Raw genomic sequence first — 18,017 nt, 5'->3', positions numbered from 1 at the left:
CACGTTCCATCAATCCTTTCTGAATGCGGTTATCATGCAAGCTGCGATTCCAAGTTTTTTGCTACGACAATGTCTTTGCCTTCGGGATTGATTTCATTTTAGGCCTTGAATCATGTCCTTTGGCGGTCGATTCCAGATACTGACTCAATTTTCTTAACGTTTCATGCTCGAGCAGAACGGCAACGTTCAACTGAATGCCGGTTCTTTTGGAAAGCTCCAGCATGATTTCCATCCCGATCAGCGAGTTTCCGCCCAGAGCATAAAAGCTGTCGTCCGGATCGATATGGTGAACGCCCAAACTCCGTTTCCATATTTCAGCCGTAGCTTGTTCAATGTCGGCAAGCTGCATTTCTTTCAGGTTCAACCCTTCGGTGCGTTCGGCTTGAACGAAATCAGATGCGCCAGGGACAACATCCGTAACTGAGGTCGAACGTGCTTGGTTCATCTTCGCCGCAATTTCGTCCGCGAATCGGAACGGCAGTATGCCATGCTGCATAAGATTTTCATTGCGATATTTACTGCGGTAGGCAATTGTCCCAACGAATGATTGGCGAATTCCTTTGCGAATTATGGTGTCTAGCGCTTCGATGCCTTCAGCATTCGTCAGCTTTTCGAACAAATCGTCATCGGCGACCCCATGTTCATAGGACATTCCTGTCTCCGCCCAAGATACCCAATTGATAGTTTGCGTGCGCTTTCCTTGGCGATTGCGATAGGCTTGGAAAGCATCGAGATAAGCGTTGGCCGCCGTATAATCGCCTTCACCAAGGCCGCCAGTCAATGTCGTTGCGGACGAATAGAGGATGAAGAAATCCAGTTGGTCATGATGCGTGCATTTATCCAATATCCATGTCCCCTGAATTTTGGGTCGAACGACCTCGCGAAACTTGGCTTCCTGGCGGTTCAAAAGAAATCCCGATCCCCCTACGGCGGCTCCGTGAACAATGCCTCTGATGCTGCCGTGCTTGGTACGTAGAGCGGCGAAAAGCTCCTGCATGGCTTCATAATCGGCTACATCCGCGCTATAGGGATGAACCTTTGCTCCGAGCTGCTCGATCTCCATAATCGCTGCGATTTTTCGTGCCGTACTTGTCTGGTTCGCATCAGTCAATATTGAAGGCCACTTGGAACGATCCGGCAAAGGGGTCCGATTCAACAAAGCGAGATTGACCGGTGATTTAGCCGCGAAATATTTCGCCGTCTCCAGTCCGATGCCGCCCATCCCCCCCGTAATGACGTAGATGCCGTCAGTATGCAACTGCAGCGGAACATCCGGCTCTTCCTCAAACAAAAGCGGAGCGAATTGCTCCGTATAACGCTCTCCGCCCCTAAATGCGACATGATACGAATCGGACGATACGTCCAGTTCCTGAAGGATTGTGGCCAGTGGAGTTTCATCGTCCCAATCCACGGCGCGGCATTTGAGCTGCGGATTTTCAAGTCCGACAACCTTGCCCAGCCCGAACAGCGCGGCATGCTCCGGATGAATCTGCGGTTCAAGCTGATTTACTTCTTGCGCATATCGTGCGGTCAAAATAAGCTCAATAGGCTGGGATCGCTGCAGCATTGCCAGGGATTTGACACAAGAAAAAAGACTGTACAAGCCTGCATGGAGCGTGTTCTCCAATTCCGCGAGTGAACGGGGATGGTGGTCGCAGTCCAAGCCGCCCATATGGACGATTTTTGTAAGACGCTCCGCCTTCACGCTTTTGAGCACGAACCGGTAACCTTCTTCCGAGCCGTCGGTAACGTAACGGTAATCGTTCAGCTTCATGTTATGGATATCCGGTACAATCTCGACTTCAATGACGCGTCTCCCTTTCGAACGCCATTTTTTCACCAGCTTTACTCCGAAACCCGACTTGTCCACAATTACAAGCACCGTACCCATATCTGATTTGTTCGCTGCTGTAGGAAGCTGTTCCCGGATCCATTTGAGAGAATGAAATTTCTGCTCTTGCGGAAGAACGGGCAAATTCAGCCAGCATGAGCATGCTTCAAATGGATAGGTAGGCAAATTCCGCTTATTCACGTGAAATGGATAACAGGCTTCCCATATCACCTCGCTACCCTTCACGAACAGCTCCGCCAGCTCAGAAAGCTCACGATCCGCCGGATAGATGCTATCCTTCACATCAGCCTCTGCCGCCATGCCAAAATAATGGCCATACTCCGGGCGATGAGTCAGACCGTGTGCCTCGATTGCCCCCAACCTTGACTGTAAATCGCTTATGCTGGAACACCGTACGGCCAGCCGCCATGGATGGTGGATTCTTCCCGTATTGGCGGTGTAGCATATCTCCGTCAGCGGAATGGGCGCATGTTCGTGCAAAAATGCAGTATAACGTTTAACGAGATGAAGCAGCGCTTCGCGCGTTTTGGCCGACAAAAGCAGCAATTCTTCTCTTTCGGGATAGCTTGTCGATCCTGGTTCGGGAGCTTCTTGTAACACGATGTGGCAGTTTGTTCCGCTCATGCCGAACGAGCTCACCCCGCATCGACGAGGCGTTGCGTCTCGTGGCCAGGGCTTTACGCGGTCATTGACGTACACAGGAGAGCGGATAAAGTCAATTCGTGCATTCGGTTTGTCGAAATGGAGATTTGGCGGCAGTTCCTTGTGCTTAAGAGCCAGCACCGCTTTTATAACCCCGGCAATCCCCGCTGCGTGATCGAGATGGCCGATATTCGATTTGATTGATCCCAATGCGCAAAACTGATTTTTATCGGTATATCGGCGAAAAGCGCGCTGTATCGCATCGACTTCTATCGGGTCGCCCAGCTCCGTCCCGGAACCGTGCCCTTCCAGATAACCGATGCTTTGCGGCTCAATGCCTGCGTCTCTCCAGGCTTGAATAAGAACATCTTCCTGCGACAATACATTCGGCGACGTTATACCAATGGAGCTTCCGTCTTGATTAACGGCGCTTCCCTTGATTATGGCGTAAATCGCGTCCCCGTCCCTGACAGCCTGAGGCAGCGGCTTCAAAATAAGCGCTGCCACCCCCTCGCCCGGACCGGTTCCATCGGAATAGTCATCGAATGATCGGGTTCGTCCGTCCGATGATTCGATGCCGATTCTTTGCGAGGTATCCAGCGGCAAAATATAGGTTTTCACCGAACCGGCAATCGCCATGTCGCATTCCCCAGCGCGCAGGGATTGGCAAGCCTGATGTATGGCAACGAGCGATGAAGAGCACGCCGTATCAATCAGCATGCTTGGCCCCTTCAAATCCAGTAAATAAGAGATTCGGCTAGCGATAATCGAACGGATATTTCCGGCCAGCGCCACGCTCATTGCATCGGGCTCCAACAGTTGCAACATCCGCGAATACTCCCCGTCATCTCCGTAACCGACATATATGCCCGTACGGCTTCCGGCCAGTTTTCTGCCGTCGTATCCCGCATCTTCAATAGCGGAGAATACAGTCTGCAGAAACAGCCTTTGGTTCGGATCCATCAGGCTTGCCTCGCGGGGGGACAGATTAAAAAAACGGTAATCGAACGAATCGATATTGTCGAGACAGGCGCCTTTGTAGAATTTCGCCTGATAGTCCGTTCCATATGCGACCGCCGCATAGCGTTTCGCCTGCTTTTGTCTACTTGCGGAAGGCAGCCTGACACTATCCACCTTGTCCCTGATGTTCTGCCAGAACGCATCCGGATTGTTGGCTTGCGGCATTTGCAGAGACATCCCGATAATGGCCACATCTCTTGAAGATGGAGCTTCATAATGCTCGGCATGCGATGACATGTTATCGCGTTTCAGCAATGTAACTTTGTCGAACCCCAGCTTTTTCTTTACCATAACGACTTCCTTTCTGCCCCTTTAGCATTCTATGCATCTGTTAATGCGCGTTAAGGGAGAAGCTCCACAGGTCATCCATTCGTTCCGCCAGTTCAGCGGGATGAATTTGTTTGGTTGTCAATATTCTTTTCAGCCACTCTGCCGCTTGCTGCTTTTCTTCCTCGCCAGGGCTTCTTCCTTCACTGTTCAACGTTTCGTTCATTGCTTCCAGCTTGCGGTAAAGCTCGATCACTTCTTTTTCATATACGCCGGCATCCTCATTCTTGTTTTCCGCGCTCGCCGCTAACGCCAAGCACTTCGTAACAAATGAGGGAGCGGACTTTTTGGCGAGATTAGGCATAAGCTGCTCCCCTCCGGAATTTGTGAGAACTGCCGGCACAATCCGGCAGTTCTACTTCGTTGCTGCGCCAAGGGCTTGCTGAACCTCAGGCATTGCATGATGCGGCTGCGGTTCTCGTTCCATACTCCAGATAACCGTATGTCGCGATGTTCATTTGCTGAATTTGTGTACTGCCTTCGATAATTTCCGTAATTTTGGCATCTCGCAAATAGCGCTGCACAGAATACTCGTTGCTGCATCCGTTCGCACCATGAAGCTGAACGGCGTCATTCGCTGCCTTAACCGCGATTTGCGATGCAAAATATTTGGCGGCATTCAACTCGTCCCCGGCCTGCAACGCTTTGTTTTGCTTCATAAATCCCGCGTTCAGACATAACAAGCGGGCGGCCTTTGTATTTGCAAGCATTTCTGCAATCATGGCCTGTACCAATTGGAATTCTTTTAAAGGTTGTTTGAACTGAATACGACTCTCCGTATACCGAATCGAATCTTCCAGACATGCTTGTGCAATACCAACTGCCCCGCATGCGACACTGTACTTGCCATACTCTAGAACATGCAGCGCCACATAGGGGAATCCCGTTCCCTCTTTGCCCAGTATATTTTCTTTTGGAATGCGGCAATCGTTCAGGCGCAGCTCGGCCAGCATCGAAGCGCGCGTGCCGTACATACCGTTAATGGGCTCAATGGAAAGACCAGGCCGATTTTTTTCGACTAGAAATGCGGTCGGCTGACCATTGACCTGGGCAAAAAGTAAAAATACATCCGCCAGTTGTCCGTACGTAATCCATTTCTTCGTCCCGTTCAGCACGTAATGATCTCCGGAAAGCACGGCTTGCGTTTCGATATGCCGAGCGTCGCTGCCGATATTCGGTTCGCTCAGGGCAAACGCGCCGATGGTATGGCCTATTGCCATTGCGGGCAGCCACGTCTCTTTTTGTTCTTCCGTGCCAAAGCGGATGATGGCTTGGCTTGCCATGGTATGAACCGTGAGCAGGCTGCGGATAGACGAACATCCGCGCCCCAGTTCTTCGTTCAGCAATCCGAACGTAATCATGTCCATGCCAGAACCGCGATATGAGTTCGGGATAAGCGCGCCCAAATAGCCCAGCGAGGCAAGCTTGTCAATTAAGGCTCTTGGCGTTTTCTCCAGTTGGTCATACGAGTTGGCGATCGGCACAATGTCCTGGTCTACGAAATGCTTGAATTGTTCATACTGGGATTGCTGTTCTGGAGTCAGGTTGAAATGCATCGTTTTCACCACCGATCAAATGTCATTGTTTTATTGCGAGCTTGCGCTCAATCAAATCCGACATGCTTTGAATGGTGCGGAAATGTGAGAATTCCAAATCATCATTGTCAAGCACGATGGCGAACTCGGATTCCAAGAACGTGACGAGTTGCATCACGAAAAGAGAATCGACAAATCCGAGCGAGAACAATTGATCGTCGTCGTGCAACTGGACTTGTTTGAAATATTTCGCCAAAAAAGCCCGAATTTTTTCCTTATGCTGTACTTCCATCGGTTTATCCTCCCTTGATAGTTTTGGAGCGCTTCGTCAAAGGCATGCGCTCGAACGGATATGTCGGCAGCGGCAAATGCCGGCATCCTTTCCGGTAAAAGGCGTCCACACAAAAGTCAACCCCGTTCAGCCATAGCTGTCCAATAGTTCGGAGCAGGAAGAGGCGATCGGAAGCGTGCTCGTAAGCATACCGCATGGTCGGAATAGTCTGAAGCCGCTCGCCATCTGCAGCAGACGGATGCTGGCGCACAAAGCTGCATAGTGATTGCCCCGGTCCGATCTCCACGAAAATCGCATCCCCGTCGTGAATAACTTCGTTTATTCCGTCGCTGAAGCGCACAGTTCGGCACAGATGGTCTGCCCAGTATCCGGGGTCTGTTGCTTGTTCTGCCGTTATCCATGTCCCCGTTACGTTCGACAAAAAGGGAATGGACGGAGGCTTCGGTTCATGCTCGAAGATCAGTGCCGACAGTGCAGAGGCGGCAGGCTCCATCATCGGCGAGTGAAAGGCACGATCGGACGGAATGCGGACAGATACTTCACCCATACGGGCAAGACGCCGCTCCAGCTCGCCGATGCCTTCCGCGGTGCCGGAAATGACCAGTGACTCTGGGCTGTTCATCAATGCGATTGTCGTGCCTTCCGGCAGCAGCGGCGAGACCTCGCTTGCTGTCATCGAGACGGCGAGCATCGCTCCCTTCTCCAGCCCATTGATGAGTTGGGAGCGCTTGGCGACGATGGTCAGCGCTTGCTCTAACGTAAATACCCCTGCAATGCAGGCCGCAGTATACTCTCCTAGACTGTGGCCGATCAAGACGTGCGGCTTGATGCCCCAGGATTCCAGAAGGCGTGCCAGTGCATACTCGACTGTAAACAAAGCTGGATGCGCCCACGACGTCGAATCCCGTTGCTCGCCCGCAGTTCCTGGCGAGTCTCGGCGAAGGATGCGCCGAATGTCCAGTTCCGGCACCGTGCTAAGCTGTTCTCCTCCGCCTGAGGATTTGGCCGAACGCACCGGATAAAGCTTTTCGCGCAGATCGAATCCCAGGAGAGGCTGCAAAAATTTACAGCAGCCATCGACCGTATCGCGAAAGATCGGTTCCTGCTCATAGATGTCGCGTCCCATGTTCTCATAATGATCTCCAAGACCTGAAAACATGAAAACGAGCTTGCGAGTACTTGCATCGCATGAACTGTCCCAATATCGACACGCATCCCGGTTCTGCAAAATCTCGACGGCCTCACGAATGCCGGAGGACACCAGAATGCGGCGCTCAGGGAGTGATGCCGCCATGTTATGCAGACTGTAGGCGACATCTCCCAGATTTGCATCAACGTGTTGATTGAGATAGCCGACAAGTTGATCCGTTGAGACCTCCAGTGCCGAACTTGTTCCCGCCGCTAGCATGAGCAGTTCTCCGGCACGTGGTTGCGCGGGCATTACGGTTTCGAGTTCATTCAAGGACGGCTGCCCGTCCGTCTCTATGCGGACATGCTCGCCATCCACACAAAGGACGGCCGTAATGGATAACAGCTTCCGCTCCGCAATATTCCATGGACTTATGACAAAAGTCCCCACGCCCTTGCTCCCTAAAGTCGCACACAGTACAACATCGTTCAGGTTGCCGTTCAGACGGACACGGATATCCAGCAACATGTTCGGCAAACTGTTCCCGTGAATGATCGTAATCGGTAGTGAGGATAGAGCGGCCGTTAATCGAGCTGCGGTCCGCTGTTGAATGAGCTTGCTATCGGCGTAGATCCAAATTCTTCTGCCGAAACCTCGTGTGCACCCAGCAGTCTGCAGAGCCGTCCACGATGCTTCCAAAAAATCGAGTTCGGCCGAATGCATCTCTGCCGCTTCTTGAATGGTCATCTGAAAAAAGCGGGCATCGAATCGATCTTTTTCTTCGATTGCTGTACCTTCTTCCATCGATATGGGGGATGAATTCCACCAATCACGAAAATCACGGGCGTCCTTCAAGAAGCCACCCACTCCCGTTACTGCCAGCTTCATTTCTTCCAAGGCTACATTCACGCTTTTCATTCGCAAGCCTCCTTTCGTCCCATTCCAAGCAAGAGATTTATGCGAGCAGCTCATATTGCTCCACAAGGTCGGCAAGCAATTGATTGTAGCCGAGAACCAAATGATCGAGCCCCTCCTGGCTTAATTTTCTACTGTATTCATAGCAGAATTCCAACCGATCCCTTGTTTCTCGGAATTCGAGTATAAGATCATAACTTCGGGTCAACGCCGAATAGTTGGATATCAGGCCGGACTTTACAAAAAGGGGCACTATTGCCGTATCCGGCAATCCCCCCCGTCTTTCGACAATTGCCGTTTGGAGCGAATGAGATCCGTTGATCCATTTTCCATTATTTATTTCCTTCACAAAAGAAAAGAGCTGGAAGAAATCCTCGATCGCATTAAAATCCACCCTTATCGGCACAACCGTGTCTGTTCGGCTGACAATGGATTGTACTTCCACTGCCTGCTGACCGCTCGCTTGTTGAAGGAGATACATGAACATGCCCAAAGCGACATCATGCGTTTCAAGCCCTTCCCCTTGCGCAAGCTTTCTCAGTTTGGAATATAGCGGTTCGGCACATTCAAAATGCTTGATTTGCCTTGCAGACCCATTGGGCATGCGGGTAAAGAAAACCTGCGGTAACACGACTCCTTCGAATACCTGCCCTGACTGAATATGTGCCCCCTCTTCCCCAATAAATTGCGCAAGTTTGGATATGGTCATATAAGCGAACAAATCCGTAATGCTTACGCGATTTGGGTGGAGCATGTCGATTTGTGCGTGCATCCTCATCAGCAGGATGGAATCGCCGCCTATTTCGAAGAAATTGTCGTGTATGCCGATTCTTTCTGTCGGCAGCAGCTCTTTCCATATGCGCAGCAACTGCTGCTCGATTTCATTGGAAGGAGCCACACAACGCGTTTCGTTATCTCTTTGCATTGCCGGCGCCGGCAGCGAATGCCGATCCAATTTTCCATTGACCGTAAGCGGCATCTTCTCCATATGCACAAAATAGGATGGGATCATATAAGCGGGAAGCCGTTCCTGCAGATAGGATCGCAGTGCGGATTCGGATTGTTGAATGCCTACATAGTAAGCACATAGTGTCCGATGCCCGTTATTTACCTCAACGGCCAACACTGCCGCTTCTCGAATTCCGGAGCAGTTCAGCAGCGCACATTCAATTTCGGCCAGTTCGATGCGGTATCCCCTAATTTTAACCTGCTGATCCACCCTTCCCATATAATCAAGCAATCCGCCAGGCAGCCAGCGCACCAAATCGCCCGTCTTGTACATGCGTTCTCCTGGGAAATACGGACTTTCGTCGAATTTCTCCGCCGTCATCTCCGGCGAGTTCAAATATCCTCGGACAACGGACGGCCCTGCGATCCATAGCTCGCCTTCGGCGCCATACGGCTGAAGTCGACCCAGCCTGTCCACGACAGCGAAATAATGGTTGGCGATAGCCCCGCCAATTGGAATCCGTCCTTTTGTCGGACTCAAGCATTCATAATAGGTAACGGCAACAGTTGTTTCCGAGGGCCCGTATGAATTGTACAGCTTCATGCCATGCAAATCGTCGCAATAAGACCATTTGAGCTCATCGCCTCCCGATATCAGCAAACGCAGCCTATGATCGGTCAACCTCCCATTCAACTGATGAATCAAATGCGGCGAGCATGACATGAACGTAATCTGTTGTTCTTGAATGCAGTGGACTAGCCGATTGATATCCAGTACATCCGCTCTTGGCAAAATGACCAAAGTTCCGCCCCGCAGCAGCAAAGGAAAAATTTCCTCGACGGACGTATCGAAAGACAGGGATGACTGCCATATCCCGCGGTCTTCAGCCTGGAGCTGATCATACATGAAAGAATAAATGAAGCTGTTCAAATTGCGATGCTCCACCATGACGCCCTTCGGCTTCCCGGTCGAGCCGGACGTATAAATGATGTACGCCAGGTCGCTTATTTCGTTAATGGGTGCCGGATTGCCGGGATCGGATTTCTCGAAATCGAATTCGGACAGAAGCACCGTTTCGATATCGGTGTTATCCAGCTTTTCCAACCAATTCCGCTGAGTAAGAAGGTGCTTGCATCCACTGCCTTCCAGCATATGCTTGATTCGATCGGCTGGATATTCCGGATCAATCGGCATATAGGCACCGCCCGCCTTGAGCACGGCCAGCATACTTATGATCGCATCGGCTGACCGCTCCAAGAGAATTCCAACGACTTGCTCGGGTTCAACCTGCTTGGCGCGCAAGTGATGCGCCAGGAGATTGGCCCGCTTATTGAGCTGTTCATAAGTCAGGACTGCTTGTCCATAAATAATGGCCGTGCGCTGAGGAGAGCATGCAGCCTGCATCTCGAAGTGCTGCTGAATGGTATGCTGTATAGGGATGGGCTGGCAGCTTCCGTTGAAATCGGTCAACAATCGATGCGTATCCTCTTCCGTCATAATATGAAGTTCGTCGACCGAAGCTTCGGGACGCGTGATCATCTCATAAATAAGACAAAGAAAGTGCTTGGATAGCTGAGTTACGAGCTCTAGCGGGAATTTATGCAGCGCATATTGCATTTGAAAATTCAATTCGTTCCCGGGATGTATGCTAAGCAGCATTTCGTATGGAGTCGACTCGCTCATTTCATAATCGGTAAAGCGGATGACTTGCTCTTCATCCTGCATTGCTGCGTTCAAGGGATAGTTCTCGAATACGAGCACAGATTCGAACAGTCCCTCCCTTTTATCGATGTCGCTATATTCATAAACATCGATCAGCGCAGTCGCTTCAAAATCGTTCCGTACACGCAGCGCCTCTTCCATTCGCGCAAGAAGTTCGGAAACCGTCTCCTCCGGCTTGGCAGTTACGCGGAATGGGAGCGTGTTAATATAAAGGCCGACCATCGACTCCATTCCTCGAACTTTGTCGGTTCTGCCGGAGACTGTGGTGCCGAATAAAGCTTCTGCGGAATTGGTATAGCGTTGAAGCAAAATCCCCCAGGCCGTATATACAAATGCAGCCAGCGTTATTTTAAGAGACCTGACACACTGTATCAGTTCCAGCGTTTGTTCGGCCGGTAGCCTGAAGTTGTGGATGCCGGGCGCTTCTTCCTTCTCGGAAGGAGATGGGAACGCGGGGAGCAGCGATTTAGTATCGAACCCCGCAAGATAGGAACGCCAATAGTGCTCCTGCCCGGCTTTGCCTTGCGATTGTACATATTTGAGATATTCCTTATTGCTCGTCTTGATGCCGGGAGCATAAGGAACATTTCGGTATAAGTGCTGATAAGCATCTAGAAATTCGGACAGGAGGATGCCGTTGCTCCAGCCATCGTACAAAATATGATGGTTACTAATCATCATGACGTATTTCTGCTCGCTCTCTTTGCAGAGAGTGACCCGAAACGGCACTTCCGTCAGGTCGAAGCCTTGCCGTTGGTCGTCTTTTTTCAATTGATGGAGAAAATTGCTCCACTGTTCAGCGGTCATTTGGGAGCAATCGTGAAGCGCAACGGTAAAATCCCACTTCTTCAGGACGATTTGCAGTGGTGATTTGAGCTTTTGCCAGCGAAATACGCTGCGCAGCGCTTCGTTATTTGCAATAACAAGATTCCAGGCATGCTGAACCAGATCCGCCTGAACGTCCCCTTCCAGCCATACGCAGAGCTGTTCAAAGTAATGCTCCCTGTCTTGCGGATTAAGATAATGAAAAAGCATCCCTTCTTGCAAAGGAGTCAATCCGATAATGTCCTGTACTTGATCCCTTTCGATTTGCTTTGCCTCCGCCATGCGACTCCGTCCTTTTTTGTTCACGTAGTAAAAAATTCATTTAAACAACATATCAAGCTGCTGCTGTGAAATTTCGACCGTATCGAAATCAGAAGGAGTAAATTGCTCCTCGCGCTCGTTGGTGGCATGAGAAATAATATCCTGCAACTGCTGTACATAAACGCTCATCCAATGCCCGATCGTTTCTTGATCATAAGCCTCGCAGTGATACATCAATTCCAGCCTTAGCCTTCCGTTCATCACCAGGCTGTTCAGCTCTAATTTGGCGCTCATTCGATTATCCGGATGACATTCCATGGCATGTTCTTGATAAACCAGCTCAAACCAGTCATTATCCGCTTCCCTGCCGAATTGCCCCAAGTAATTAAAGCGGAACGGCGCAGGTTCGCAGCTTCGTTCGAGGAGATCTCTATTCATATAAGCAAGAACTCCATAACCGATTCCTTTATCCGGAATCTGACGCAATTGCTCCTTAATTGATTGAATTTGCTTGGATAGAGAGGCCTGCGGCAGTTCCAGCCTAAGCGGAAATAGCGCCGTAAACCAGCCTATCGTCCGTGAAGCGTCAATGCCTTCCAAATGACGCCCATGATTCTCCAGTTCCAATCCGATCAAGGAATGTCCGGTAAAGAAGTGCATGGTTCTGGCAAAAGCGGTTAACATCAAGTCCACCGGTTCGGTGTTGAATGCCCGATGTGATTGTGTAAGCAACGTGCGGGTACATTCATCATCAAGCCATGTGACATGGCATTCTCTGCGGCCAGAAGTCCAATCTTTGACTTCCGCGGCTTGAGGAAAGAACCAGTGCTGAGCCTGTTGGTTAGCGCTCCAATAGTCGATTTGCTGGTTGACTTCCGCTTGCTCCGCATATTGCCGCAAGCCTTCGTGCCAGTCGCGAAGAGAGGCTGTTTTGGCCGGCAATGCGACAGGCCGGGACTCGGATAACTGGTCGTATGCAAGCTTGACATCCTCCAGCAAAATGCGCCACGATACTCCGTCGATGACAAGATGATGAGCCGTAATCAGCACATATTCGGTTATGAGTTGCGATGTAAATGCGACTGCTCGGATGAGCAGATCTTTATAGATGTCCAATTTGGATTTCAAGCTTCTTGCAGCTGCTTCGATTTCAAGCATTTTTTGTTCTTCGGATTGCTGCTTCAGTTCATAGGTTTCAAGCGGAAAAGATAGATGCGCATGCTTATTTTGATAAAATAGGGATTCGCCGTCTGCCCGGTAATTCAGCCTTAGTCCGTCATGATGCAAAACGAGCTGCCCAAGCGCAGTACGGAGGCGTTCCAGCACGATCGGCTGTTTCATTTTCAGCAGCACGCTCTGATGGTAATAACCGGGATGCCGGAGCTTTTGTTCAAAAAACCAATGATCAATCGGGAACATTTCCTTATCTCCTGAAATAAGGCCTTGTTCATAACGCTTCGCAACGGCATTCATATCCAGATTCTCGCACAGCGAACCGATAGTTTGATGCTGCAAAATCTGTTTCGTTTCGACCGAAATCCCTGCTTGCTTAAGCCGGGATGAAATTTGGATGGCTTTAATGGAATCTCCACCCATTTCGTAAAACTCATCATGAATGCCTATTCCGTCCAAATCTAGAACTTCCGCCCAGATGCGCGCGCACGTTTCTTCCGTCTCGTTGCGCGGCGCCCCTGTCACCCCGTTCGTACGAATGTTGTCTTGAGGCTTGGGGAGAGCATGGAAATTGACTTTTCCGTTCGCAGTCAAAGGGATATGCTCGACCTGAACGACGTAAGCCGGCAGCATGTAGGACGGCAGCGTGTGGTTCAACTCTTTACGAATGACGGATATCGAAACGGGTCTGGAGGCGATCACATACGCACTTAAATAAGCTTTCCCGGCGTTATCTTGGTGCGCCGCCACGACAGCCTCACGGACTCCGGATAGTTGCTGGAGTTCATGCTGAACCTCCTGCAGTTCGATGCGATATCCGCGGATTTTGACCTGATCATCAGCGCGTCCGATATACTCCATGTTGCCGTCCGGCAACCAACGAGCCAAATCCCCGGTCCGGTACATAACAGCACCTAGGCGCTCGGCAAACGGATCTTCTACGAATCGCTCCCGCGTTAAATCGGACCGTTTTAAATATCCTCGTGCAACACCATCCCCGGCAATGTAAATTTCACCAACGCTGAATTTCGGCACAAGCCGTTGACTGCCATCCAGCAAGTAGATGCGGACATTATCGGCAGCTTTCCCGATCGGTACGCACGCTCGCCGAATTTGCGCATCAAACTGATAAATCATGCATCCGACTACGGTTTCTGTCGGTCCGTATTCATTGAAAATCGCAACCTCTCCGCCAAAGCTGTCAAAAACTTCCGAGGCCAAACACATATCCAACTGTTCCCCGCCAACAATCAACGCCGTTACCATCGAATGACGGTTGTCCCATTCCTTAATGAATTTGAGATGAGAAGGCGTCAGCTTTACGATTTGCACTTTATTGTCTTTGAAAATCCGCTGCACGGCCAAATCCTTGTCGTCATCTCCGTAAATCACGATTTTACCGCCTGTTACGAGAGGGGTAAAAATAGAGGTTACGGTCAAATCAAACGAGATTGAAGAATACAGAGGGAAATCAGCCTTCTCCCCGTTTGCGTATACTTTTCGTGCCCACCATATATAATTGACCAGCCCCTGTTGCTCGACCATGACGCCTTTCGGCTTTCCCGTAGAACCTGACGTATAAATAACATAGGCCAACTGACGAGGTAAACCGGAGCGCGTTATCGGCTCGGGACTGCTCTTTTCCAGTAAGGACGGATCCAGCACATCGACCACTCTGCCTGAAAATCTCGGCTTATCGCGCAAATGACCGCCTGTTAACAGAAGCTGCGCACCGCTATCCTCCAACAAATAAGCAATGCGTTCCGCCGGATAATCGGAATCGATTGGCAGATAGGCTCCTCCTGCCTTCATCACGGCCAGAATGCAGACGATCTGCTCTAAGCACGGAGGCAGCAAAATAGCAGCCAGCATGTCCCGCTGCAAGCCATTAGCGACAAGAACGCGAGCCAGGCGATTGGTCTGCTCGTCCAGTTCCCGGTAAGTTAGCGAACGTTGCCCGTCCTCTATGGCGGTATGATCGGGCGTCATGGCAGCTTGATCCTCGACCAGCCAGTGAATGAATGCGTCTTTCGGATAATCGGCTTCCGGGCCTGCCCCCATTCGCAGCAGTTCCTCCTGCTGGGACGAGTTCAAGACGTTTAATTCGCATAATCGATTCTCCGGATTCTCGCACATTTGACTTAAAATCCCGCAATAGTAAGCATTTAGCTCCGATATCATGCCCTGCTCGTACAAATCCAGGCTGTATTCCCAATCGAGCGCGAATGTATCGTCCAAATCCTCCACAATGAGCGAAAAATCAAATTTGGATGATTTCGCGGAATAAGGAACGCGTTCGATGTGAAGCTCGTTCTCCCGCCAGGCTGCTTTGTCCATATTTTGATAGACAAACATTGTATCGAACAGCGGATTTCGGCTCGCATCCCGCCGGATTGGCAATTTCTCAAGCAACCGCTCGAACGGATAATCCTGATGTTCAAGAGCGAGCAGCGTCTTCTCTTTGATTTCCCGAACATATTCGGATACGGTTTTATGGCCTTCCGGCTGACTCCGAATCGCTAGCGTTTGTACGAACATGCCGGCGGTTCGTTCTGTACCGGGAATGGTTCTCCCGGCAGACGATGTGCCGACGACAAGATTTTGCTGTCCGGTACATTGGGCGAGCATAAGCTTGTATGCTGCCAAAAGCACCATATAGACGCTTACGCATTGTTCGCGAGCGAAGCTCCTGCAGCGCTCCGCAAGCTCTTTACTCAGCCTGTCGAAGTAGTGGTCGCCCGCACCAGATAATAGGGCAGGACGAGGAGAACAGGTCGGCATCTCAAGTATGGGAAGTTCTCCCGACATTTCCGCGAGCCAGTAAGCTTGATGCTCTTCAGATAAAGGCTGTTTCTCCCGCCACAAGGCATAATCGGCAAAGGAAAGGGGCGACGGGCCGAGACTCTGATTCAACAGGAGCTGAACGAATTCGCTCATGATGATGTGCATGGATGTTCCATCGATCACGATATGATGAAGATCGATCAGGAACAGATGTTGGTCTTCCGAAGTCTTGCACAGCTTTGTCCTCCAAAGCGGCGCATGATGAAGATCATAAGGTCGAACGAACGAGTCCGCATAATTTTGGATATCGATGCCGCCAAAGACTTCTTCGTAGTCCAGTCTGACAACAAGGTCAGAAACGGCAGCGATTTGCTGCACGGGTTCTCCGTCCTGAAAATTGAAATAAGTGCGCAGCGCTCCATGTCTCTTGACAATTGCCGACCAAGCCTTCTCGACCTGCTCAAAGGATAGCGGCCCTTCCAGTTTCAGGACGGCGGTAATATTGTAGCTTACTCCTTGCTTGTTTAATTGCTGCCAGGCATATATTCGGCGCTGCGGCGGCGTTGTCGGGAATATCGATCTTTCAGAGGGATCGACCTCCATTATGACTTCATCCGCATCGCTCGCTTGAGCATGTTCGATCAAATGGGCGATTTGTCGAATTGTCGGCTGATGAAAAATGTCGTGCAAAGAGATTTTTACGCCGAACTCTGCTCTGATGTTTGCGATCAAATAGGTCAACTGTAGGGAATTGCTGCCCCAATCAAACAAACTGTCAAGTGTGCCGATCTCGTTGACTCCTAATAATCGGCAGCATATTTCCAGCAGCCGTTCTTCCGTCCCCGAAACGGGCATCGCGAGTTGGCGTTCCTGCAGGTGCAATTGAACATACTCGGATACCTGCTCGATGATTTCGGCGAAATGTTGCTGCCGATACCATTCGCCAAGCTTGTAGCGCTGTATTTTCCCGCTCGTTGTTTTCGGGAGCCTGGTAACCGGAACGACATGCTCAACAGTGATACCTAGTTGACGCTGAACATGGCTCCGCAGCGTTACCGCCAGGGGAGCGAAATCCTCCAGCTTGCCGCGATAGAGAACGAACAGGAGCAAATCGTCGCTGGCCGCCTCGGGATTGCTTACTCCGCAGGCCGCTATCGTGCCGAGCTTGATCGGTTCCACAGCTTCGCATACTCGTTCAATATCATGAGGATATACGTTCTGCCCGTTAACGAACAGAATGTCTTTAACGCGTCCGGTTACGTATAACCTTCCATTGCGCATAAAACCGAGATCGCCTGTCCGAAGCCAACCGGTAGACGTGATTCGTTCGGCTGTCGCCGATTCGTTGTTGTAATAACCGGAAGTGACATTTCTTCCCTTCAAGTAAATTTCGCCGATCATCAGCTCAGCCAAATCCGTGCCAGAGCTGTCCCCGATGTATATACAGCAATCATCAACCGGGCTGCCTACATCGACAAAGGACACGCCCTCTCCGGCTTCCGTTTCCTTGACGACGCTTCCGAGTGAGAGATGCTTTCTATTCAGGTGCATCGTATTCAATTCATCTCCGACAGGGGGAAAGGTTACAGCGAGACAAGCTTCGGCCATACCGTATACGGGAAACATCGCATTTTGCTTCAGCCCGCATGGAGCCAATGCAGCCATAAACCGGGCGGCAAGCTCTGCTGAAATCGGTTCCGCTCCATTAAAAATGAGCCGCACATGGGACAAGTTCCATGCTGAAGCCGCCTCTTGTTTGAATTTTCCCAAGAAATATTGATAGCCGAAATTCGGCGATGAAAGTATAGTCGATCGGTGTTCGCTGCATTTCGCCATCCATAGTGTCGGACGGCGAATGAATAAGGAAGTGGGCATGAGATACTGCTGAATTTGTGCGGCTATTGGCACCATATGGCAGCCGATCAATCCCATGTCATGTGTCAAGGGCATCCAACTAAGCGTTGAATCCTCTGATCCTATAGCCGAGCGGTTTATCATCGCAAGTATATTACTAAGCAGGTTATCGTGGGTCAGTATGACTCCCTTTGGTTCTCCTGTCGATCCAGATGAGAATTGGATAAAAGCTGTATCCGACGGCTCTGCCTCATGGACGGCTCCGGGCCTGCAGGATGCGAAATCAATGCTGTCAGCAAACAAAGTGCGCTTCTTCATATCGGACCATCGATCTTGGTAGTCCGCTTTTTGAGAAAAAGCTTCTACGTACGAATAGCTGGTTTCAGCTATCAAAAGCACGGGACGCTTCAACACGTCCCATATTTGAAACAATTTCCTTTTATGCTCATCATTGCTGCCAACCGATACAGGTACCGGAATGAAACCGCCCAGCACGCATGCCCAAAACATTTGAATAAATAGCTCTTCGTCTTCAATTTGGAATAAAATTTCGTCTCCAGGCACGATTCCTTTTTCCTGAAAATAACCGATCAGGTGCCGAGCCCGGTCATACAGGTTTTTGTAAGAAAGAAAGTGTTCCTTTTCACCTCCTTGGATAAAGGTAATTCCTCTATCCTCCTGTCGCCTTACAGCATGAAGCATGTCCGTCAGTCGCCGGAATTCCATCGTTCTGCCTC

The 18,017-nt window shown here is 50.5% G+C and carries 7 protein-coding genes; all 7 read right to left on the bottom strand.

The genetic code is table 11. The features are described from left to right. Positions 1-61: 61 nt before the first annotated feature. Positions 62-3,805 (bottom strand): type I polyketide synthase, encoded by a 3,744-nt coding sequence (locus NO352_RS09925; protein WP_289355521.1) that lies wholly within the window; start codon positions 3,803-3,805, stop codon positions 62-64. Positions 3,806-3,845: 40 nt separating this feature from the next. Beyond that, entirely contained in the window at positions 3,846-4,145 is a 300-nt protein-coding gene (locus NO352_RS09920; protein ID WP_005550889.1) for a hypothetical protein, read from the bottom strand. Positions 4,146-4,230: 85 nt separating this feature from the next. Beyond that, positions 4,231-5,397: an acyl-CoA dehydrogenase family protein gene (locus tag NO352_RS09915; protein WP_005550890.1), complete on the bottom strand. Its 1,167-nt coding sequence runs from the start codon at positions 5,395-5,397 to the stop codon at positions 4,231-4,233. 22 nt (positions 5,398-5,419) lie between these two features. Continuing rightward, the gene (locus NO352_RS09910) at positions 5,420-5,668 is read right to left on the bottom strand and encodes an acyl carrier protein (protein WP_005550891.1); all 249 of its coding nucleotides are present in this window, start codon (positions 5,666-5,668) and stop codon (positions 5,420-5,422) included. Between the two features lie 4 nt (positions 5,669-5,672). Then, positions 5,673-7,715, bottom strand: coding sequence for an acyltransferase domain-containing protein (locus NO352_RS09905; RefSeq protein ID WP_289355520.1), 2,043 nt, complete (start codon positions 7,713-7,715; stop codon positions 5,673-5,675). Positions 7,716-7,752: 37 nt separating this feature from the next. Next, on the bottom strand, positions 7,753-11,490 hold the full coding sequence (locus NO352_RS09900; protein WP_289355519.1) for an amino acid adenylation domain-containing protein: 3,738 nt from the start codon (positions 11,488-11,490) through the stop codon (positions 7,753-7,755). Positions 11,491-11,526: 36 nt separating this feature from the next. Next, positions 11,527-18,006, bottom strand: a complete 6,480-nt coding sequence (locus tag NO352_RS09895; RefSeq protein WP_289355518.1) for a non-ribosomal peptide synthetase — start codon at positions 18,004-18,006, stop codon at positions 11,527-11,529. Positions 18,007-18,017 lie beyond the last annotated feature (11 nt).

Source organism: Paenibacillus sp. S-12 (assembly GCF_030363895.1).
Classification (GTDB): domain Bacteria; phylum Bacillota; class Bacilli; order Paenibacillales; family Paenibacillaceae; genus Paenibacillus_B; species Paenibacillus_B alvei.
The sequence above is the reverse complement of the archived record's forward strand: the minus strand, read 5'-3'. Positions and strand labels throughout refer to the sequence as shown.

Bases quoted from the DNA above. Each gene is read 5' to 3' on its own strand.
- NO352_RS09925 (WP_289355521.1), bottom strand. From the start codon at position 3,805: ATGGTAAAGAAAAAGCTGGGGTTCGACAAAGTTACATTGCTGAAACGC.
- NO352_RS09920 (WP_005550889.1), bottom strand. From the start codon at position 4,145: ATGCCTAATCTCGCCAAAAAGTCCGCTCCCTCATTTGTTACGAAGTGC.
- NO352_RS09915 (WP_005550890.1), bottom strand. From the start codon at position 5,397: ATGCATTTCAACCTGACTCCAGAACAGCAATCCCAGTATGAACAATTC.
- NO352_RS09910 (WP_005550891.1), bottom strand. From the start codon at position 5,668: ATGGAAGTACAGCATAAGGAAAAAATTCGGGCTTTTTTGGCGAAATAT.
- NO352_RS09905 (WP_289355520.1), bottom strand. From the start codon at position 7,715: ATGAAAAGCGTGAATGTAGCCTTGGAAGAAATGAAGCTGGCAGTAACG.
- NO352_RS09900 (WP_289355519.1), bottom strand. From the start codon at position 11,490: ATGGCGGAGGCAAAGCAAATCGAAAGGGATCAAGTACAGGACATTATC.
- NO352_RS09895 (WP_289355518.1), bottom strand. From the start codon at position 18,006: ATGGAATTCCGGCGACTGACGGACATGCTTCATGCTGTAAGGCGACAG.